Below are 18,456 nucleotides of genomic sequence, written 5' to 3'. Positions count from 1 at the left end.
CGTCCGGTTTTGCGGGTTCTCACAGCGAAATCCCATCGCTCGGGAGCGCTGCGTGCGATAAAATACAGAAGGGGCCGCGACGGAAAGGATTATACGCCGCACGGACCCGATATGTGGGTATGAGTGTCGAGCTACCGTTCGCCCCGGTAGACGCGATTATCCGGCAGAACGCAGGTGAGTTGCGAGTGAGCGCCGGCGCCGCCGAGGCGCTCGCCCGCCGGATTCAGGACCGCGGCGCGGAACTCGCGATAGACGCCGCCGACCGGGCGACGGCGGACGGTCGCAAGACGTTGATGGCCGAGGACTTCGGCGTCCAGCAGGTCGTCGACCGCGACGAACTCCTCCTCCCTATCGCCCCCATCGACCGTATCGCCCGCCTCCGAATCGACGACCGCTACCGCGTCGCGATGGACGCTCGAATCGCCCTGGCCGATATCCTCGAGGACTACGCCGTCAACGTGGCGGGCGCCGCCGTCAAACTCGCCCACCACGCCGACCGGCGGACGGTCCAATCCGAGGACATCGAGACCTACTTCTCCCTCTTCGAATAATGCAATTCGGCTACAGCGAAACGTGTCTCGACCACGACACCGGGCCGCGACACCCCGAGACGGCCGACCGACTCCGAGCGATACGACGCGGGCTGGCGAAGCGCCACGGCGTCGAGTACGTCGACGCGCCCCCCGCCGAGAAATCGACCGTCGCGGCCGTCCACGAAGACGGCTACGTCGACGAGTTCCACGACTTCTGTCGCGACGGCGGCGGTAACTGGGACCCCGACACCGTCGCCGTCGAGGCGTCGTGGGACGCCGCGCTCACCTCCGCCGGCCTCGCCGAGTGGGCCGCCCGGGCCGCCCTCGACGGCGACGACGGCCGCGACACGCCGTTCTCGCTCGGCCGCCCCCCGGGCCACCACGCCGTCGAGGACGACGCCATGGGCTTTTGTTTCTTCAACAACGCCGCCGTCGCCGCGCAGGCGGTCATCGACGACGGCCTCGCCGAGCGCGTCGCCATCTTCGACTGGGACGTCCACCACGGCAACGGCACGCAGGACATCTTCTACGACCGCGGCGACGTGTTCTACACGTCCATCCACGAGGACGGCCTCTACCCCGGCACGGGCGAGGTCGAAGAGACCGGCGAGGGCGACGGCGAGGGGACGACTCTCAACGTGCCGCTCCACGCCGGCGCGGGCGACGCCGACTACGTCTACTCGTTCGACGAGGCGGTCGCCCCCGCAGTCGAACGGTTCGACCCCGACCTGTTCATCGTGAGCGCCGGCTTCGACGCCCACCGCCACGACCCCATCTCGCGGATGCGCGTCTCGACCGAGGGGTACGCGATGCTCACCGAGTGCGTCCAGGACCTCTGTGAGGCGACCGACGCCGCCATCGCTTTCGTCCTCGAAGGCGGCTACGGCCTCGACACCCTCTCCGAGGGCGTCGCGACCGTCCACGAGACGTTCGACGGCCGCATCGCGATGGACCCCGAGGAAGACCCCGACGAGAAGAACGTCGAGCTAGTCGACGACGTGCGCGCTGCTCACGGTCTCGGCACGAAGTAACGACCCAAGTCGGCGCCGAACGACTCGGCGAGCGCGGCCACGTCGTCGCCGACGAGCACGTCGTAGCCGTCCTCCCTGAGCGTCGATTTCACGTGTTTTCCGAGCGCCACGTCGAACAGCGCGTCGCTTTCGAGGAAGTCGGTCGCCGAGGTGAACTCCCGCTCCCGCTCGACCACGTAGCGGTCGCCGTCGAGGAACGGTCCGTAGTGGTCGTCGCCGTCCTCGTACGCGTCGTAAAACCCCTCGGCGTGGCGTCGGACGTGGACCGGCGGCCCCTCGTGGCGCTCGACCGCGGGACGCTCGGCAACCGAGAGTTCCGCGAAGAGGACGGCCTCTGCTTCGTCGCCGGCGTCGTCGGCGGCGAACGTCGCGCGCCGGAACACGTCGAAGCCGCGCCTGTCGAGGCCGTCGGTGACGCCGGTCAGCGACTTTCTCAGCTGCGGGTAGAGCTGGTCGTCCACGAGGTCCGGGCAGTCGAAGACGACGGCGACGGCCGTGGTCCCGCGGCGGTCGAGGTGGCTCCGAACGCCGTCGGCGTCGAGCGCCGGCGGGCCGGGCCGGAAAAACAGCGATTCGCGCGGCTCAGCGAGCAGGTCGCGGGCGTAGTGCTGGAGTCGGGCGACGTTCTCAGCCGAGCAGACCGCGGCGACGTTCCGCTCGGGGTCGGTCGGGTCGATGACGACGAGCGGGTCCGAGAAACGCCGCGTTCCGTGGCTTTCCGGGTCGAAATCGACCTGCGGGCTCCAGTCGGCGGCCGCCCGAAGCAGCGGCTCGAAGCCGCCGTGTTCGACCACGAGGAGTTCGGCGAGATAGCCGGAGAAGCCCTCGGTGCGGAGGTCGCTCCCGTAGGCTCCGATACCCTTCAGGAACCGCTTGAAGACGCGCACGTCGGCCGCGAGGTCGTCGTCGAGGCGCTCGGTCAGGTAGGCGTTGTGAAAGGGCGTCCGGTCGACCGCCGAGCGGATGTCGGAGGCGGTGGGCACGTCGTAACAGGGGACGAGGTCCACGTCGAAGCCGTCGTAGTCGCCTTTCACGTAGGGATGTTCGGCGTACTCCTCGTGGCCGTCGGGGAGGACCGCGTGGCCGACTTCGAGGCCGTACGTTTCGAGCTCCTCGCGGTCGAGGTCGGCCGGGAAGCGCACGAACAGGTCGATGTCGCGGTCGCCCGAGAGCCACGTGCCGCGGGCGGTGCTGCCGACTTGGAGCGCGTCGGCGTCCACCGGCAGGTCCGCGAGGGCGTCGCGGACGCGGGATTCGAGGGCCGACGCGGCCTCCGCGAGCGCCCGACGCTCCGCCTCGTCGGGGTCGATGCGCTCGCGGACCGCGGCGACGACCGCGTCGAGGTCCGAGTTCGTCATGCCCGCTGGTTTCCCGCGGGCGGGCGAAAGCGTGACGGTGCTCCCCCGACCGCGTCAGGCGGTGGCATCCGCCAGCCGTCGGGTAAAAACGAAAGCCCTATCAAGAAACATCGAATACGAGAGAGTGCAGACGAAAGCCGCCGTAGCTCAGTTGGTAGAGCACCTCGCTGTTAACGAGGTTGTCCCAGGTTCGAGTCCTGGCGGTGGCGCTTCTCCGTTTCTCACGTCGATGAGCGGTGCGTCTCCGATTCGCCGGCGGCGGCTTCTGATAAGACATAAGAGGGACGACGGGAAAGAATCGACCGAGGGCCCTTAGCTCAGTCTGGTCAGAGCGCTCGGCTCATAACCGGGTGGTCATGGGTTCGAACCCCATAGGGCCCATACGTTCTCCACACGGAATCGAGCCCACAGCGTATCGGCCGATTCTGTACGATACCGCCCCTGCTCCGGCCGTTCGAAACACGAGCGGTCCGCTCGGCGGACGTGATTCGAACGGATTTCTTGACGGACCCCGTCGCCGTCCCGCGGTCTATAGAGCCGACGGCGACCGCCCGGCGACTGCTTGCGAGCCACTCTGGCGTCGTTCCCTCGCCGTCCGTCTTCGAGCGGCGCGACGACCCGGTTGAAACGCGCGAATCGGCCCCACGAGACGCCGCGCCACCCACTCGAAAATTCATAATGAATGTGATATGTTGTGCGTGCCTATCACGGACAGGTGTATTCATCGGCCCAGGTCGTGTGCCCATCTCACACACGTCATTCGTCGTTTTAGAAGCAATCAGACGGTTCCGGCAAACGATGTTTTAGGCCACACGAAAAATTGTTTGTTCTCGGATAAGTATTAAGTGGCCTCGGTCCCAACTACTGATTGTAATGAGCACGCAGAAGTCAGTCCTCAAGGAAGCAGGCAGCGTCGGCGACAACCCCGTTCGGCTCGACACCGAGAAGGCCGAACAGATAATCGAAGCGCTGAACACCGACCTCGCGGACGCCTACGTCCTCTACCACCAGCTCCACAAGCACCACTGGAACGTCGAGGGTGCCGAGCACCTCCGCATCCACGAGTTCCTCCAGGAGGCCTACGAGGAAGTCGAGGAGGCCGCGGACGAAATCGCAGAGCGCCTCCAGTCCATCGGCGGCGTCCCTCACGCCAGCATGCCGGCGCTGAGCGAGGCGGCGACCGTCGAGCCCGAGGACGAGGACGTCTACGACATCCGCACGTCGCTCTCGAACGACCTCGAGATGTACGGCGACATCATCGAGAGCTACCGCGAGCACATCGAACTCGCCGCGGGTCTCGGCGACCACGCGACGGCGCACATGCTCCGCGAGCAGCTCATCGAAATCGAAGAACACGCCCACGTCATCGACCACTACCTCGAAGACGACACGCTCGTCCAGTAAGCACCGCCGCCGACGCGTCGGAGGACGACGCCCCCGTTCCGACGTTTCCGACGTTCTACGCTTTTTCTCGCGATAGCTGCCAGCGCTGTTCAGCTACTGCGCTCGTCAGGTCCGCACTCCGCGCAACCCGGTCCGAACGGAGTTACCGCGTGACGTCGACGGTCACGTCGCTCGAAATCCAGCCGTCGCTGTTGCCCGACTCCATGAACACCGACTTCCCCGGCCCGCCCTTGCAGACGGATATCTCGGGGGAGTCGGGTCGGTCCGGTTCCGACGCGGATTCAGCGTTCGACTGCGTACCAGCGGCCATTACGATGATTTAGGGAAACCTAAAACAAAAAGGGTGCGGTTCTGCGGCGGTATTTGCGTGCTATTTGTTGACAACTATCAGTACCGGAGGCGACTTTACCGCGACGTGTTCAGCTCGCGGGGCTGTCGGGGGAGGGTTGCGACGCCGATTCGGCCGATTCGGCCGCCCCGTTCGCCTCGGTCGCTTCGCCGCGGTTGTCGCCCCCGCGGAGCAGCGTCGCCGCGAGCCGTTCGGCAACCGTCGGACTGACGTTTCCGACCAGTTGCATCGCCTCCTCTTCGTGGTCGTCGACGCCGAGCACGTCCCGACAGAACCGCGAGAGGATTCGGTAGGTGTCGTAGAGCTCTCCGGCGGCGTCGCGACCCTCGTCGGTGAGCGTCGCGCCCTCGTAGGGCTCGTAGCGAACGAGCCCCTTCGCGTCGAGGTTCTGGAGGCGCTCGGTCGCCGCGGGCGGCGAGCGGTCGAGCGCGTCGGCGACGTAGCCCGGCGAAATCGGCGTCTCCTCGTCGTCCTCCCGCTCGGCGATGTACAGCGTGAGGAGGTACTGCGGCGCGCCGATCATACGCGGCGGACGAGGTGGTCGCGAACGGCCCGCTGGCAATCCGCGCAGACGCCCGCCGCGCGGGTCGCGGCCGTCAAGACCGGGTAGTCGGTCGCGCGGTCCTCGTAGAGATACTCGGCGAGAAACCGGTGGTCGATTTCGACCGCCGCGGTGTGGCGGGTCGCCCCGTCGAGATGCCGCTGTCGCTCGCGGACGAGTCGGTCGCACGCTTCTCGGTGGTCGGCCAGCGTCTCGTGGCGCTGCCGGAGCCCCTCGAACCCCAGTTCCGAAAGCGGCGTCGCGTCCGCCCGGCCCAGCCAGTTCTCGCACTCGTCCAGCACGGCGAGCGCCGCCCGGAGCGACCGTTCCTCGGCGTCGAGCGCCCGGCGCATCCCGTCGAGGCACCGTTGCCGGTCCGTCGCCGCCGACACGACCGCCTCCTTGACCGCCGGTGTGAACCGCCCCCCAGCGTCGGGGGAGAGCGCCGTCGCGACCTCGGGGCCGAACTCCTCGCGAATCGTCACCGCGAGCGGTTCGGACCCGTTCACGTCGGAGACGCTGTGCGGGCGTATCGTCTCCGCGAATAGCTCCCGGACCCGCCGTCGCCCCGGGCCGGCGTCTCGTCGCGTCGCCGCGGGTATCGATGTGGTCCCGCAGGCGGTCGCTCGGACGGTCCCGCTCGGTGGGCGCTCCGGCCGTGCGGCGAGCTTTCGAACGCGTCGCTCGAACCGCCTGACGGCCCGCCGCTTCGCCAGCACCTGTTCGCGCTCGCGTTCGACGCGGTCCAGCGCGTCCCTGACGCCCGCGGTGCGCTCAGCGTTCATCTCAATCTCCCTGCGAGGACGCCGTCGACGCGGTTGCCTCGGAATCCGCTCTGGTCATACCATTTAGGGCAACCTAAAACAACATAGTGTCTTCGGTTTTTAGGCCGTCCTAAATACGAGTGGCACGGAAGCGCCCGCGCGTCGAGCGTCAGGCGGTCACTCGTCGGTCGGGTCCGGTCGTTTACCCTCCGGGACGCCCCAGCCGAGTTCGGTGAGCGACGCCACGCAGACCGCCGCGACCACGACGTGCATCAGCATCAACACGAGAACGCCCGGGACCGTCGCTCCGGGATCGACGTACAGGAGTCCGAGGTCGGGTGCGAAGGACACTACGAGCACCGCCACGGCGACCCTGAGGAACGTCCGGTCCGCGTCCGCGACGCGGCCCGCGAGCAGTCCGTAGACGAGCGTCGCCGCGACCGCGCCGGCGGCCGAGAGAAACACGACCGGCGGGTACGAAAGCGGTCCGAAGACCTCGACGAGACCCGTTTCGAGGACGAGCGTCAACAGGAGCGCGTTCGCGACGGTCGCGACCGCCGCGGTCGCCGCTCCGCGACGCATGAGGTCTGTCCACGTCGGGCGGACCGCCGGTGTCACGGTTGCCATGCCACAACATAGCACTCCACGGCTGATGAATCTACGCGTCTTCGGCGGTTCGTGATTCTCGGCGAGTCCGACGCGTGGGTCGAAGGCGGCCGGTCGCCGCCCCGACTCAGTTCACCGGCGCAGCGTCCTGATTCAGTTCTCGGTCAGGAGCCGACGGAGTACGTAGTGGAGGATACCGCCGTTTTCGACGTACGTCACCGCGGCGGGCGTGCCGACCTGCGCGGTCACGTCGAACTCGATTTCGGTTCCGTCGTCCTTCGTGGCGACCACGGTCAGTTCGTCGTTGACTTCGAGGCCGTCGTCGAGGCCGCGGATGTCGAACTGTTCGGAGCCGTCGAGGCCGAGCGACTCCCACGAGTCGCCGTCTTCGAACTGGAGCGGGAGGACGCCCATGCCGACGAGGTTGTCCCGGTAGATACGCTCGTAGCTCTCGGCGATGGTCGCGCGCACGCCGAGGAGGTCCGTGCCCTTCGCCGCCCAGTCGCGGCTGGAACCGGTCCCGAACTCGACGCCCGAGAGGACGACGAGCGGGGTTTCCTCCTCGCGGTAGCGCTGGCTCGCCTCGAAGACGGTCGTCTCCTCGCCCGTCGGGTGGTGAATCGTGTAGCCGCCCTCCACGTCGTCGAGCATCTGGTTCTCGATGCGGACGTTGGCGAACGTCCCGCGCATCATCACCTCGTGGTTCCCGCGGCGGGAGCCGTAGGTGTTGAAGTCCACGGGGTCGACGCCGTGGTCCATGAGCCACTGGCCGGCCGGGAGCTTCGACCCGAACGGCCCGGCGGGGCTGATGTGGTCGGTCGTCACCGTGTCGCCGAGCGTCAGGAGACAGCGGGCGTCCTCGATGTCGGAGACGCCGGGTTTCTCCAGCGGGAAGTCCGTGAAGAACGGCGGCTCGCGGATGTAGGTCGACTCGTCGTCCCAGTCGTACACGTCCCCGGTCGGCGCTTCGAGCGCCTCCCAGCGCTCGTCGCCCTCGAACACCTCGGCGTACTTCTCGCGGAACATCGACGGGTCGACGCTATCGTGGATGGTCTCTCGAATCTCGTCGGCGTCCGGCCAGATGTCGGCGAGGTAGACGGCGTTGCCCTCGTCGTCGGTACCGAGCGGGTCGGTCTCGAGGTCGATGTCCATCCGGCCGGCGAGGCCGTAGGCGACGACGAGCGGCGGGCTGGCGAGGTAGTTCGCGCGAATCTTCGGGTGGATGCGCGCCTCGAAGTTGCGGTTGCCGCTGAGGACGCTCGTCGTCCACAGCCCGTGTTCGTCGATGGCGTTCTCGATGGGTTCCGGAAGCGGGCCGGCGTTGCCGATGCAGGTCGTACAGCCGTAGCCGACCACGTCGTAGCCGAGCGCTTCGAGGTGCGGGAGCAGGTCGGCTTTCTTCAGGTACTCCGTGACGACGCGGCTCCCCGGCGCGAGGCTCGTCTTGACGTACTCGGGCACGTCGAGACCCCTCTCCAGCGCGTTGCGCGCGAGGAGGCCCGCGGCGACCATGACAGACGGGTTCGAGGTGTTCGTACAGGACGTGATGGCGCTGACGACGACGCTCCCGTGGCCGATTTCGACCGTCTCGCCGCCGAGGTCGACTTCGACGCGTTTGGTCAGTTCCCCGAGGTCGGGCTCTTCGGGGGCCGTCTCTGGCGTCTCGGTCAGCGTCCCGCCGTCGCCCGCGAGTTCGCCGTCGGGGTCGCCCCCGCCCTCGCCGAGCCAGCGGACGATGGCCTCCTCGTCCACGTCGTCGACGGTGTCTTCGAACTCGCCGTAGAGGAGTTCGCGGAAGTGGGCCTTCATGTCGCCCATGGCGACGCGGTCCTGCGGGCGCTTCGGCCCGGCGAGACTCGGCTCGACGGCGGAGAGGTCCACGTCGACCGTCTCCGTGTACTCGGGGTGTTGCTCGCCGAAGAGGCCCTGCGCGTCGAGGTACTCGCGGACGAGTTCGATGTGTTCGGGCTCGCGGCCCGTGAGTTCGAGGTAGTCCAGCGTCGCCTCGTCGACCGGGAAGACGCTGATGGTCGACCCCTGTTCGGGGGCCATGTTGGAGATGGTCGCCCGGTCGGGGACCGAGAGGTTCCCCACGCCGGGGCCGAAGAACTCGACGAACCGGTCGACGACGCCGACCTCGCGGAGCTGTTCGGTGACGTGCAACACGAGGTCGGTCGCGGTCGCGCCTTCGGGGAGTTCGCCCTCGAGTTTGACTCCGACGACCTCGGGGAGCTTCATCGTGATGGGCTGGCCGAGCATCGCCGCCTCGGCCTCGATGCCGCCGACGCCCCAGCCGACGACGCCGATGCCGCCTATCATCGGCGTGTGGCTGTCGGTGCCGACGAGCGTGTCGGGGAGGAGCCAGCGGTCGCCGCGCCACTCGCGGTCGTGGACGACGCGCCCGAGGTGTTCGAGGTTCACCTGGTGGACGATGCCCGTCCCCGGCGGGACGACGCTGAAGTTGTCGAAGGCGTTCTGCGCCCACTTGAGCGCCTTGTAGCGCTCGGCGTTGCGCTCGTACTCCAGTTCGACGTTCTTCTCGTAGGCGTCGGGCGAGCCGAAGAAGTCCACCTGCACGCTGTGGTCGATGACGAGGTCACAGGGGACTTCGGGTTCGACGAGTTTCGGGTCCTTCCCGGCGCGGTCGGCGGCCGACCGGAGCGCCGCGAGGTCGACGACCGCGGGCACGCCCGTCAGGTCCTGTAGCACCACGCGAGACGGCGTGAACGGGACTTCGACGTTCGGCACGTCCGGCTCCCACGAGGCGGCGTTCCGCACGTCCTCCTCGGTGACGATGTCGCCGTCGACGTTTCGCAGCACGGACTCAAGCAGGATGCGGATGCTCACCGGCAGTCGGTCGAGTTCGCAGAGCCCCTGTTCTTCCAGAACGGTCAGGTCCGCCATCTTGTACGTGGTTCCGTCGTGTTCGAACTCACGGACGGCGTCCAGCGTATCTGCGTCGCTCATAGTCGACCGGTAGGGTCTCCGCGGGCTTGAATGCGGGACTCGTTCTCACGGCGTCGGAATCGAGGCGAACGGAGCTCCAGAGCGGCGATATCCGGGGCTCTGGAGGCCTAACGCCGGCTCACGGGGGTCTGGGTCGCGACTTCCCCAGTTCGCCCGCGACGATGACGCCGCCGTGTTCGAGAAGCGAGTACGAACAGTCCCAGCAACAGTACCGCAGGTCGTGGCCGCGGGCGACGACCACGTCGGCGCGCTCGCCGCAGCGATAACAGGGCCGGTGGTCCGCCGGGTGGATGACGCGCATCGGCCTCGGATTACTCCTCGGGGACGCCGGCGACCCCGACGAACTCGTTGACCTCGTCTTGGACGTACCGGCGGACGCGTTCGCAGTAGTCCCACAGGAGGTCGTTGAACTGCTCGCGCTCCGGTTCGGTCAGGCTCTCCCCGCCCCGCGACCACGACGAGGGAATCTCCGGGTGGCGGGTGCAGACGACCGAAATCGGGTGATTCTTCGGATGTCCCATGACGACCGCGTACTCGTCCGTCCCCCAGAGTCCGTCGCCGCCGTCGCCCGCGAGCTCCGCGTCCACCTCGTCGAGAAGCTGCCGCTCCTCGGCGGTGACGGCGGCGTCGTCGCCGGCGAACAGCTCGCGGTAGGCCCGGTCGCGGGCCGTGTAGGTCCACCCGTCGAGTCGCTCGCGCGCCTGTCGGAGGAGTCGTCTGTCAGCTTCCATGAGTATCCAAAGGGGCGCCGAGGCCATAGTCGTACGCCCGCCCCGTCCGAGCGACCGGAGCGCGAACCGTACGGCTCGCCCCCGTCGCTGAACCCGTGGCCGTCGGTCGCTGCTGCTGACGAAACACCTATTGAACTCACGGCTCTCGGACGAGTATGTCCACCCCCGACGACACCACCGGGAACGGCGGTGACGACCCCATCTCCGTCCTCTACGTCGGCCGGGACCCGGAGTTCGTCGCCCTCGTCGCGACGGCGCTCGAACGCGAGTCCGACCGGCTCGACGTCCGGGGCGAGACCGCCGTCATCGACGGTATCTCCGTCGTCGAGGACGACGGCGTCGACTGCGTCGTCTCGGAGTACCACCTCCGGGACGGCGACGGCCTCGACCTCCTCACCGCCGTTCGCGCCCGCTCGTCCGACCTGCCGTTCATCCTCTACACCGCCCACGGCGACGAGGCGGTGGCGAGCCGCGCGATTTCGCTCGGCGTCAGCGACTACGTCCGGCGGACCGCCGGCGACGAGGACTTCCACCTCCTCGCGAGCCGCGTGTTCAACGCGGTGTCGCAGTACCGCGTCCAGGAGCGACTCACCGAGTCCGACGCGCACCTCGCGACCGTCTACGGCCGCGTCACCGATGGCATCTTCGCGTTAGACGACGACTGGGCCGTCAGCTACTGGAACGACGCGATGGCCGAGCGAACCGGCGTTCCGGCCGCGGAGGCACTCAACCGCGACTTCCGCGAGCTGTTCCCCGAGGTCGGCTCCGAGATTCACGGGGCGCTCGAAGCCGCGATGGCGTCGGGAGCCACGACGCGACTCGACACCCGAATCGACGCCTTCGACGTTCGCGTCTCGGCGCGAATCTACCCCGACGACAGCGGGGTAAGCGTCTTCATCCGAGAGGTCGCCTCCGATGCCACAGCCGCGGCGGACAGAGCCGGTACCGACGATGCGGGCCTCGACGCCGGGGAAGTCGCGGACCGGTGCGACTCCGGAGCCGGAGCGAACGCGGGGACGCGTCTCCCGGGGAGAGACGCCGCCGAGCGCGAGCGCCTCGAACGGGCGCTTCGCGACCTGCAGTCGGTCGCCCGCGAACTCCTCCGCGTCGAGACGAGCGAGGCGGTCGCGGCCGTCGCCGTCGAGGCCGTCCGCGACGTGGTCGGCTGGCCCATCTCGGGCGTGTGGTTCTACGACCCCGACGACGACGCGCTCGTCCCGGTCGCGCAGTCCGACGCCGCCCGGCAGGTGTTCGGCGAGTCGCCCACCCTCCACCGCGACGGCGAGGAGACGCTCATCTGGGAGGCGTTCGACGCCAACGAGGTGCGGGTGTACGAGCGAACCGTCGGCGGGTCGGAGGTGCAGCACCCCGACTCGTCCATCGAGTCTGAGGTCCACGTCCCGCTCGGCGAGTACGGCGTCCTCCTCACCGGCGACACCCGTCAGGGGGCGTTCACCGACGTCGACGTCGAACTCCTCCAACTGCTCGCGTCCACCGTCTCGTCGGCCGTCGAGCGGGCGAAGCGCGAACAGACGCTCCGCGACCGCGAGGCCGAACTCGCGGCGGCGAACGAGCGACTCGACGAGTTCGTCTCCGTGGTCGCACACGACCTCCGAAACCCGCTTTCGGTCGCCAAGGGCTACCTCGAAATCGCGGCCGACACCGGCGACCCGGAGCACTTCGAAAAGATAGAGACGGCGCTCGAACGGATGAACGCCCTCATCAGCGACCTGCTCACGCTCGCCCGACAGGGCTCGCCGGTCACGGAGTTCGAGGCGGTCGACCTCCGGTCGAAGGTCACCCACGCGTGGAGCTTCGTCGCCACCGAGGACGCCCGTCTCGAACCGCTCGACCTCGGCGTGGTCCGCGCCGACACGGGCAGGCTCCTCCAACTGTTCGAGAACCTGTTTCGCAACGCTGTAGAACATGGTTCTACAGGCAACCAGACTACGTCTGGTGACGCTGTCGAGCACGGCGCCGCGGCCGCGACCGTGACCGTCGGCCGACTCGACGACGACGCGGGCTTCTACGTCGAAGACGACGGCGACGGCATCCCCGAGTCGCTCCGCGAGCGGGTGTTCGAACACGGGTACACGACCGACCGAACCGGGACGGGCTTCGGGTTGGCTATCGTCGAAAACATCGCCGAGGCCCACGGCTGGTCGGTCACGCTCACCGACGGCACCGACGGCGGCGCGCGCTTCGAGTTCCGCGGCGTCGAGTGGGTCGACATCGACGACGCCGAGTGACGGCGCTCACTCCTGGGCCGCGGTCAGTTTCTCCCTGAGCCGGTCGGCGTCGACGCGGAACTTGAACGCCGGTCGGCCGTCCACGTAGACGTACGGCACTCGCTCCCCGTACTTCTCGCTGAGTTCGTCGTCGGTATCGACGTTCACGAGCTCGATATCGACCGGGACGTCCGTCTCGCCTGCGACCTCGCGGACGGTCGCCTCCGCCTCGTCGCAGAGGTGACACTCCGTGCGCGTGTAGATGATGACGGGGACGGGGTCGCTCATCGCCCGATGTCGTCGCCGCGGCCTGTTGAGTCTTCTCGTCGGGCTCGTTCCGCCGGACGCCCCTTCGCTGGCGAACGGGCCGAGCGGTTCCTGACAGTCCGCAGGCGCGGGGCCGTTGGCGACGACCGCATCGTAACCCCGGTGATGCGTGCGAGGAATTCGTGTCACCGGGCCACTACGTTTCGGGTCGCGTCGGGCGCAGAACGTGTCATTAATGTATCTTTTGGCCGATTGGCAGTCGAAATAGAGCCGCAATTCGGGCGTTAGAGTGAATAAGGGCCTTGGTTTCTGCCGATACTCGTTATTCCGGACGGCGATTCCGGAGGCGAACTGTTAATATAGAAGAAGCGACCAGTCACAAATCGATCGAATCCTCGTATGGCGACAACATCCGAACCCGGACTCTCCGAGACGCGAATTCACGAGGTACTGAGTAACGACCGCCGTCGGATGGCCATCGAGTTCCTCCAAGACGGCGACCTGACCCTCCGCGAACTCTCGGAGCGCATCGCGGAAGCGGAGACCGGGGAGTCGCCGCCGCCGCGGAACATCCGCCAGAGCGCCTACGTCTCGCTGCAACAGACCCACATCCCCAAACTCGCCGAACTGGACATCGTGAACTACGACGACGAGTCGAAGGTCGTCTCGCTGGCCGAGGCGGGCGACGTGACGGTCTACATGGAGGTCGTCCCCGAGGGCGAACTCTCGTGGAGCGAGTACTACGCCGCGCTCGCCGCGCTCGGCATCGTCCTCATGATCGCCGCTGCTGTCGGCGTCCCGGTCATCTCCGGCGTCGGCGCGCCCGGTCTCGGTTCGCTCGTCTTCGCCGTTCTCGGCGGCTCCGCGGTCTACCAGCGCTGGACCCAAGAGAACTAACGCTTCGTCGTCCCCGCTTTTCTGTCGAGTCTGTCAGTTCAGTCGAACTCGTCGCCGGCCGCACCCCGCCCGCTCGCCGCCCGCTCGCCGCCCGGACACGACGGCGTCGGCGACGACTGGCGACGGTGGCATTTAGTCCTCTCCGCCACGATTCGGCGTATGCGCGACCCGTCCGACCCGAACGGACCGCCGACGGTCTGCGACGAGTGCGGCGCGAGACACTCGTTTCGGCGGCGGTTCGTCACCGGCGGCGGCTGGCGGGCCGTCTATCGGTGTTCTGAGTGCGGTTCCCGCGCGCCGAGCGACGCCGAGTGACCGAGTGCGCTCGGGAGTGACCGGCGACGACCCGCGGCGCGTCAGCAGTAGGTGTCGCGCATCGTCCGCGCGAACAGTCCGTCTCGGTCGAGCGCGATGGCGACGAGGACGAACTCCTCGTCGAGGGGGCGCAAGACGAACACCTCGCGGGGCGCGTCGGAGACGTCGGCCTCCTCGTCGAGGCGGTCTAAAAGCGGGTCCACGGGGACGACGCCGTCGCCGAACTCGTCGAACAGGTCGCGCGCGCCGGGCTGTTTCGCGAAGACGTAGAGCACGGCGTTCGGGTCGCCGTCGGTGCCGTAGGTGACGCGCGAGCCGATGGCCTCGCCGTCGCCGGTCGCCTGCCACGTCTCGCGGGCGGCCTCGAACAGCCCCGTCGCGGCACCGACGAACCGAAAGCGGGTCCGGTCGCGGACCGACACGTTCGCAAACTGCGGGTCGCCGTCGTCCCACGTCAACGTCGCCTCGATTTCGTTTCCGGGTTCGAGCGCCGAGACGCGCTCTGCGAGGTCGCCGTCGTAGCCGGTCTGTGGCACGTAGGTCGGTGAGTAGGCGTCGTCGGCGTCGGTCTCGACGGCCGGGTCGGTCCAGTCGACGCGCTCCTCGGGGAGTTCGAGCAAGAGGAGTTCGTCTCCGTCGCGCGGACTGCGATAGACCCGGAACCGGCCGGTCGTCGTGACCTCCATGTCGGCGGCTACTGGACGGACGGAAATACGCCTGCCGGTCGCCGCCGGTCGCCGGGCGACCCTACCGCGAGATGCCGTCGCCCTCGTCGGCGACGACGCGCTCGACGTCCTCGGGGTTGACGACCGCGATGTCGCCGTCGACGGTCCGCTTGAGCGACGCCGTCGCCGACGCCCACTGCAGCGACTCGGCCACGCTCCCGCCGTCGAGGTGCTTGGCGAGGTAGCCGCCGACGAAGGCGTCGCCGGTCCCGATGGCGTCGCGGGTCTCCGCCTCGTAGACGCCCTGTTCGGACACCGCTCCGCCGGAGACGGCGAGCGACCCCTCCTCGCCGCGGGTGACGACGACGGTCTCGATACCGTAGTCCTCGGCGAGCCCGCGGGCGACCGACTCGGCGTCGCCGTCGCGCCCGAGGACGGTCGCCGCGTCGCGTTCGGCGGCGAACAGCAGGTCGACGGAGCCGAGCAGGGCTCGGTAGCCCTCGGCCGCCTCCTCGGGCGACCAGAGCTTCGTCCGGTAGTTCAGGTCGAAGGCGGTCGTCGTCCCGGCGTCCTGCGCCGCATCGAGCACGTCGGCCGTGGTCTCGCGGAGCGTCTCGGAGAGCGCGGGGGTGATGCCGCTCGTGTAGCACACCTCGGCGTCGCGGACGGCGTCGAGGTCGGTTTCGCCCGTCTCCAGCGTCGTCACGGCCGCGTCGGCGCGGTCGTAGACGACGTTCGTCGGGCGCGGCGACGCCCCGTGTTCGAGGTAGTAGACGCCCTGCCGGGCGTCGTCGGTCCAGACGACGCCGTCGGTGTCGACGCCGTGGCTCCGGAGTTCGCCGACGATTCGCCGGCCGAGCGGCGAGTCCGGGAGCTTCGAGAACCACGCTGCGTCCCCTCCGAGTCGGGTGGCGGCGACGGCGACGTTCGACTCCGCGCCGCCCGCCTGCACTTCGAGTTCGCGGGCGGTCTCGAGTCGCTCGCCACGCGGCGGCGACAGCCGAAGCATCGTCTCGCCGAAGGTCACGAGTGCTGTCATGGAAGGCCGTTCGCGGGCGCGATATAAACCTCCGGCGTTGCCGTCGAATGACACGCCTGCGGTCGATTCGCTCGCCCCCCGCGCCGGCTCACGCGGCTGTCAATCGCCGGACCAGGTAGATGAACGCGATTGGGATGCTCAGAAACGGAATCGCCACGAGGTAGTACACGGGCGAGGGAACCCAGTCGCTCTCGCGGGCGAGGTCCAGCCGGTCGGCGTGGAGCGCCAGCGGGCCGACGACCACGGCGGCCGCCGTCCCGTAGAGCCGAATCGCCTGCCCGGCCGCGTCGGCCCACGGCGGCACGCTCGGTCCGGTCGCCGCCGTGAAGAGATACGAGACGACGAGCGCCAGCGGCCCGAAGCAGATGCCCAGAAAGACCAGCGGGTTCATCGCCTCCACCGTCTCGGTGCCCCGACTTGAATCCTCGCCGATGCTATCGGTTCCGAGAATCGGAGGTCGGGTCGCGGATAGCGGCGGCAACGCGACCGACCCGCGCCGGCTACTCCTCGCGTCGCCGCCCGCCGTGGCCGGGGTAGTCGCGCTCGAAGCGCGAGGCGATTTCGTCGCGGTCGAACTCGATGATGACCGGGCGACCGTGGGGGCAGGCGTAGGGATTCTCGCAGTCGTCGAGCGCGGCGAGCAGGTCGAGCACGGAGCCCTCCCGGAGCGACGTGTTGCCCGTAATCGAGGGGTAACACGCGAGGTCCGACAGCAGTTCGTCGGCGACGGCGTCGACGGTCTTCCGGCCGCCGTCGGCCTCCTCGCGGACGAACGCCGTCAGCGCGTCGCGGAGCAGTCCGGGGTCGAGCGCGGCGTCGAACACCGCCGGGACGGTCCGCACGGAGACGGTCCGCTCGCCGGTCCGCCCGGCGTGGAAGCCCACCTGCGCCAGCGCCTCGCGGTACTCCTCGAACAGCGCCGCCTCGCGCGCCGTGAGTTCGAGTTCGACCGGTTCGGCCAGCGCCTGCGTCGGCGTGTCGCCTTCGACCTCGCCCTTCAGGCGCTCGTAGTTCACGCGCTCGTCGGCGGCGTGCTGGTCGACGAGGACCAACCCCTCGCCGGTCTCGGCGACGATGTAGGTGTCCGCGAGTTGGCCGATGATTCGCATCGACGGGAGCGAATCGAACTCGGGCGAGAGGTCCGCCTCCTCCCCGGAGAGGTCGCGCTGGGTCGTCGGCGCGGTAATGCGCGAGGGACGACGTGGCGGGGTTTCGCTGTCCGACTCGGTCTCCGATTCGGGGTCGTCGGACGGCCTCGGTGCCTGCGCCGCCTCCGGTTCAGTCTCGTCGTCGGTCGAAAGCGACGACTGCTCGGTCGTCTCCGGTCCCGGCGCGAGGTCGTACTCGCGGGGCGGCGTCGGCGGCGCGGACGCCGGCGTCGAGGGCGAAGTCGAACCGGACGAACCCCCCGAACCCTCGGGCGTCTCGGCGGGCGTATCGGCGTCGCCGTCAGTCGGATTGTCGGTGCCGACTCCCGCCCCACGTTCAGTTGCAGTCGTGGTGTCTGGTCCGGCGTCGTCGGCCGCGTCCGGGTCCGGGTCCGGATTCGACCGCGCGTCCGACTCGCGGGCCTCCCGCGCCGACTGCACGTCCCGCGCGGACGGGGGGTCCGCGTCGTCTGTTTCGCCGGCCGATTCCGCTTCCCGGACCTCGTGGGGGTCCATCGACGCCGCGTCGTCGTCGTCCGGCGAACCGGGTTCGATGGCCGCCTCGTCGGCTTTCGACCGGCCCCGCGGGGCCGACGACCGGACGAGGCCGTGATTCAGCAGGGCGTCTTCGACCGCGTCGGTCACGTCGCGCTTGACGCCGGCCTCGTCGTCCCAGCGGACCTCCATCTTCCGCGGGTGGACGTTCACGTCCACGGCGTCGGCCGCGACCTCGACGAACAGCACCGCGAAGGGGTAGCGGTCGGCGTCGAGTTGGCCGCCGTAGGCGTCGAGGACGGCCTCGCGGAGCACGCGGTCGGTGACGTAGCGGTCGTTGACGAACGTCGAGAGATAGTCGCGGGTGCTTCGGGTCGTCTCGGGGTGGCTCACGAGCCCCGAGACGGAGACGCCGGGGGCGTCGCGGTCGACCGGAACCATCGACTCCGCGACCTCGCGGCCGTACACCGAGAGCACGGTCGACTGGAGGTCGCCGCGACCCTCGGTGGCGAACACCTCGCGGTCGTCGTGTTCGAGCGAGACGGCCACGTCGGGGTTGGCGAGGGCGTAGTGGGTGACGACCGCGTTGACGTGGTCGAACTCGGTCGCCGTCGTCTTGAGGAACTTCCGGCGCGCGGGCGTGTTGTAAAACAGGTCGTCGACCTCGACGACCGTCCCCTCGGGACAGCCGGCGGGCCGAATCGACTCGACCTCGCCGCCCTCGTAGTTCAGCTCCGTCCCCACGTCGCCGCCGCGGGGCTTCGACCGGATGGTCAGCCGCGAGACCGCGCCGATGGTGTGGAGCGCCTCGCCGCGGAAGCCGAGGGTGCCGACGCCGGCTTCGAGGTCCTCGATGTCGCCGATTTTGCTCGTCGTGTGCTCGCGGACGGCGAGTTCGAGGTCCTCCTCGTTCATGCCGACGCCGTCGTCGCGGATGCGGACGCCCTCCACGCCGCCGGCGTCGACGGCCACGGAGATGCGCGTCGCGTCCGCGTCGAGGCTGTTTTCGAACAGTTCCTTGACGACCGAGGCGGGTCGTTCGACCACCTCGCCGGCGGCGATGCGCTGGATGGTCTTCTCGTCGAGCTGTTTGATGCCGCTCATTCGCCGTCACCGCC

19 protein-coding genes and 2 tRNA genes are annotated in these 18,456 nt (G+C 68.7%); 8 read left to right on the top strand and 13 right to left on the bottom strand.

Annotated features, from left to right (window positions below; all coding sequences use genetic code 11):
- Window positions 1-119 precede the first annotated feature (119 nt).
- The gene (locus C454_RS04960) at window positions 120-551 is read left to right on the top strand and encodes a histone (RefSeq protein ID WP_004973309.1); all 432 of its coding nucleotides are present in this window, start codon (window positions 120-122) and stop codon (window positions 549-551) included.
- On the top strand, window positions 551-1,564 hold the full coding sequence (locus C454_RS04955) for a histone deacetylase family protein (RefSeq protein ID WP_004973306.1): 1,014 nt from the start codon (window positions 551-553) through the stop codon (window positions 1,562-1,564). Before C454_RS04960 ends, C454_RS04955 begins: the two co-directional genes overlap by 1 nt.
- Here C454_RS04955 and cca read toward each other — a convergent pair.
- The gene (cca, locus tag C454_RS04950; protein ID WP_004973303.1) at window positions 1,543-2,922 is read right to left on the bottom strand and encodes a CCA tRNA nucleotidyltransferase; all 1,380 of its coding nucleotides are present in this window, start codon (window positions 2,920-2,922) and stop codon (window positions 1,543-1,545) included. The genes C454_RS04955 and cca overlap by 22 nt on opposite strands.
- Window positions 2,923-3,058: 136 nt before the next feature.
- On the opposite strand from cca, the gene C454_RS04945 reads away from it, so the two are divergent.
- From C454_RS04945 to dpsA, 3 genes are all read left to right on the top strand, one after another.
- Window positions 3,059-3,131 (top strand) — tRNA-Asn (locus C454_RS04945).
- 97 nt (window positions 3,132-3,228) lie between these two features.
- Window positions 3,229-3,303, top strand: a tRNA-Ile gene (locus tag C454_RS04940).
- A 492-nt stretch (window positions 3,304-3,795) separates the two neighbouring features.
- Window positions 3,796-4,326: a DNA starvation/stationary phase protection protein DpsA gene (gene dpsA / locus C454_RS04935; protein WP_004065235.1), complete on the top strand. Its 531-nt coding sequence runs from the start codon at window positions 3,796-3,798 to the stop codon at window positions 4,324-4,326.
- A gap of 142 nt (window positions 4,327-4,468) precedes the next feature.
- Here the strand turns inward: dpsA and C454_RS20670 are convergent, their stop codons facing one another.
- From C454_RS20670 to C454_RS04905, 7 genes are all read right to left on the bottom strand, one after another.
- A complete protein-coding gene (locus C454_RS20670) occupies window positions 4,469-4,636 on the bottom strand; it encodes a hypothetical protein (RefSeq protein ID WP_004973301.1) in 168 nt (55 codons plus the stop codon).
- Between the two features lie 109 nt (window positions 4,637-4,745).
- Window positions 4,746-5,198: a metal-dependent transcriptional regulator gene (locus tag C454_RS04930; protein ID WP_004973299.1), complete on the bottom strand. Its 453-nt coding sequence runs from the start codon at window positions 5,196-5,198 to the stop codon at window positions 4,746-4,748.
- Window positions 5,195-6,001: a DUF7260 family protein gene (locus tag C454_RS04925; protein ID WP_004973297.1), complete on the bottom strand. Its 807-nt coding sequence runs from the start codon at window positions 5,999-6,001 to the stop codon at window positions 5,195-5,197. Before C454_RS04925 ends, C454_RS04930 begins: the two co-directional genes overlap by 4 nt.
- A gap of 156 nt (window positions 6,002-6,157) precedes the next feature.
- Window positions 6,158-6,607, bottom strand: coding sequence for a DUF6069 family protein (locus C454_RS04920; protein WP_049904976.1), 450 nt, complete (start codon window positions 6,605-6,607; stop codon window positions 6,158-6,160).
- 132 nt (window positions 6,608-6,739) lie between these two features.
- A complete protein-coding gene (locus C454_RS04915; protein ID WP_004973292.1) occupies window positions 6,740-9,553 on the bottom strand; it encodes an aconitate hydratase in 2,814 nt (937 codons plus the stop codon).
- A 118-nt stretch (window positions 9,554-9,671) separates the two neighbouring features.
- Window positions 9,672-9,854 (bottom strand): hypothetical protein, encoded by a 183-nt coding sequence (locus C454_RS04910; RefSeq protein WP_004973290.1) that lies wholly within the window; start codon window positions 9,852-9,854, stop codon window positions 9,672-9,674.
- A 10-nt stretch (window positions 9,855-9,864) separates the two neighbouring features.
- Window positions 9,865-10,284, bottom strand: a complete 420-nt coding sequence (locus C454_RS04905; protein ID WP_008091801.1) for a DUF7539 family protein — start codon at window positions 10,282-10,284, stop codon at window positions 9,865-9,867.
- Between the two features lie 155 nt (window positions 10,285-10,439).
- Here C454_RS04905 and C454_RS04900 point away from each other — a divergent pair, with 155 nt between their 5' ends.
- Window positions 10,440-12,533, top strand: coding sequence for a receiver/sensor box histidine kinase (locus C454_RS04900; protein ID WP_004973288.1), 2,094 nt, complete (start codon window positions 10,440-10,442; stop codon window positions 12,531-12,533).
- Between the two features lie 6 nt (window positions 12,534-12,539).
- Here C454_RS04900 and C454_RS04895 read toward each other — a convergent pair whose 3' ends face one another.
- Window positions 12,540-12,800, bottom strand: coding sequence for a glutaredoxin family protein (locus C454_RS04895; RefSeq protein WP_004973285.1), 261 nt, complete (start codon window positions 12,798-12,800; stop codon window positions 12,540-12,542).
- Window positions 12,801-13,178: 378 nt separating this feature from the next.
- On the opposite strand from C454_RS04895, the gene C454_RS04890 reads away from it, so the two are divergent.
- Both C454_RS04890 and C454_RS20665 read left to right on the top strand, forming a co-directional pair.
- Window positions 13,179-13,676, top strand: coding sequence for a DUF7344 domain-containing protein (locus tag C454_RS04890; RefSeq protein WP_004973284.1), 498 nt, complete (start codon window positions 13,179-13,181; stop codon window positions 13,674-13,676).
- Between the two features lie 159 nt (window positions 13,677-13,835).
- Window positions 13,836-13,991 (top strand): hypothetical protein, encoded by a 156-nt coding sequence (locus tag C454_RS20665; protein WP_004973279.1) that lies wholly within the window; start codon window positions 13,836-13,838, stop codon window positions 13,989-13,991.
- 41 nt (window positions 13,992-14,032) lie between these two features.
- On the opposite strand, the gene C454_RS04885 is transcribed toward C454_RS20665, so the two are convergent.
- The 4 genes from C454_RS04885 to mutL all read right to left on the bottom strand — a co-directional run bounded on the left by C454_RS04885 (window position 14,033) and on the right by mutL (window position 18,442).
- Entirely contained in the window at window positions 14,033-14,677 is a 645-nt protein-coding gene (locus tag C454_RS04885; protein WP_004973277.1) for a DUF6663 family protein, read from the bottom strand.
- 61 nt (window positions 14,678-14,738) lie between these two features.
- Entirely contained in the window at window positions 14,739-15,695 is a 957-nt protein-coding gene (gene kdgK1, locus C454_RS04880) for a bifunctional 2-dehydro-3-deoxygluconokinase/2-dehydro-3-deoxygalactonokinase (protein ID WP_004973274.1), read from the bottom strand.
- A gap of 88 nt (window positions 15,696-15,783) precedes the next feature.
- The gene (locus C454_RS04875) at window positions 15,784-16,086 is read right to left on the bottom strand and encodes a hypothetical protein (protein ID WP_004973272.1); all 303 of its coding nucleotides are present in this window, start codon (window positions 16,084-16,086) and stop codon (window positions 15,784-15,786) included.
- Between the two features lie 109 nt (window positions 16,087-16,195).
- Entirely contained in the window at window positions 16,196-18,442 is a 2,247-nt protein-coding gene (gene mutL / locus C454_RS04870) for a DNA mismatch repair endonuclease MutL (RefSeq protein WP_004973270.1), read from the bottom strand.
- Between the last annotated feature and the right edge of the window lie 14 nt (window positions 18,443-18,456).

The organism is Haloferax gibbonsii ATCC 33959, from assembly GCF_000336775.1.
GTDB lineage: Archaea > Halobacteriota > Halobacteria > Halobacteriales > Haloferacaceae > Haloferax > Haloferax gibbonsii.
The sequence above is the reverse complement of the archived record's forward strand: the minus strand, read 5'-3'. Positions and strand labels throughout refer to the sequence as shown.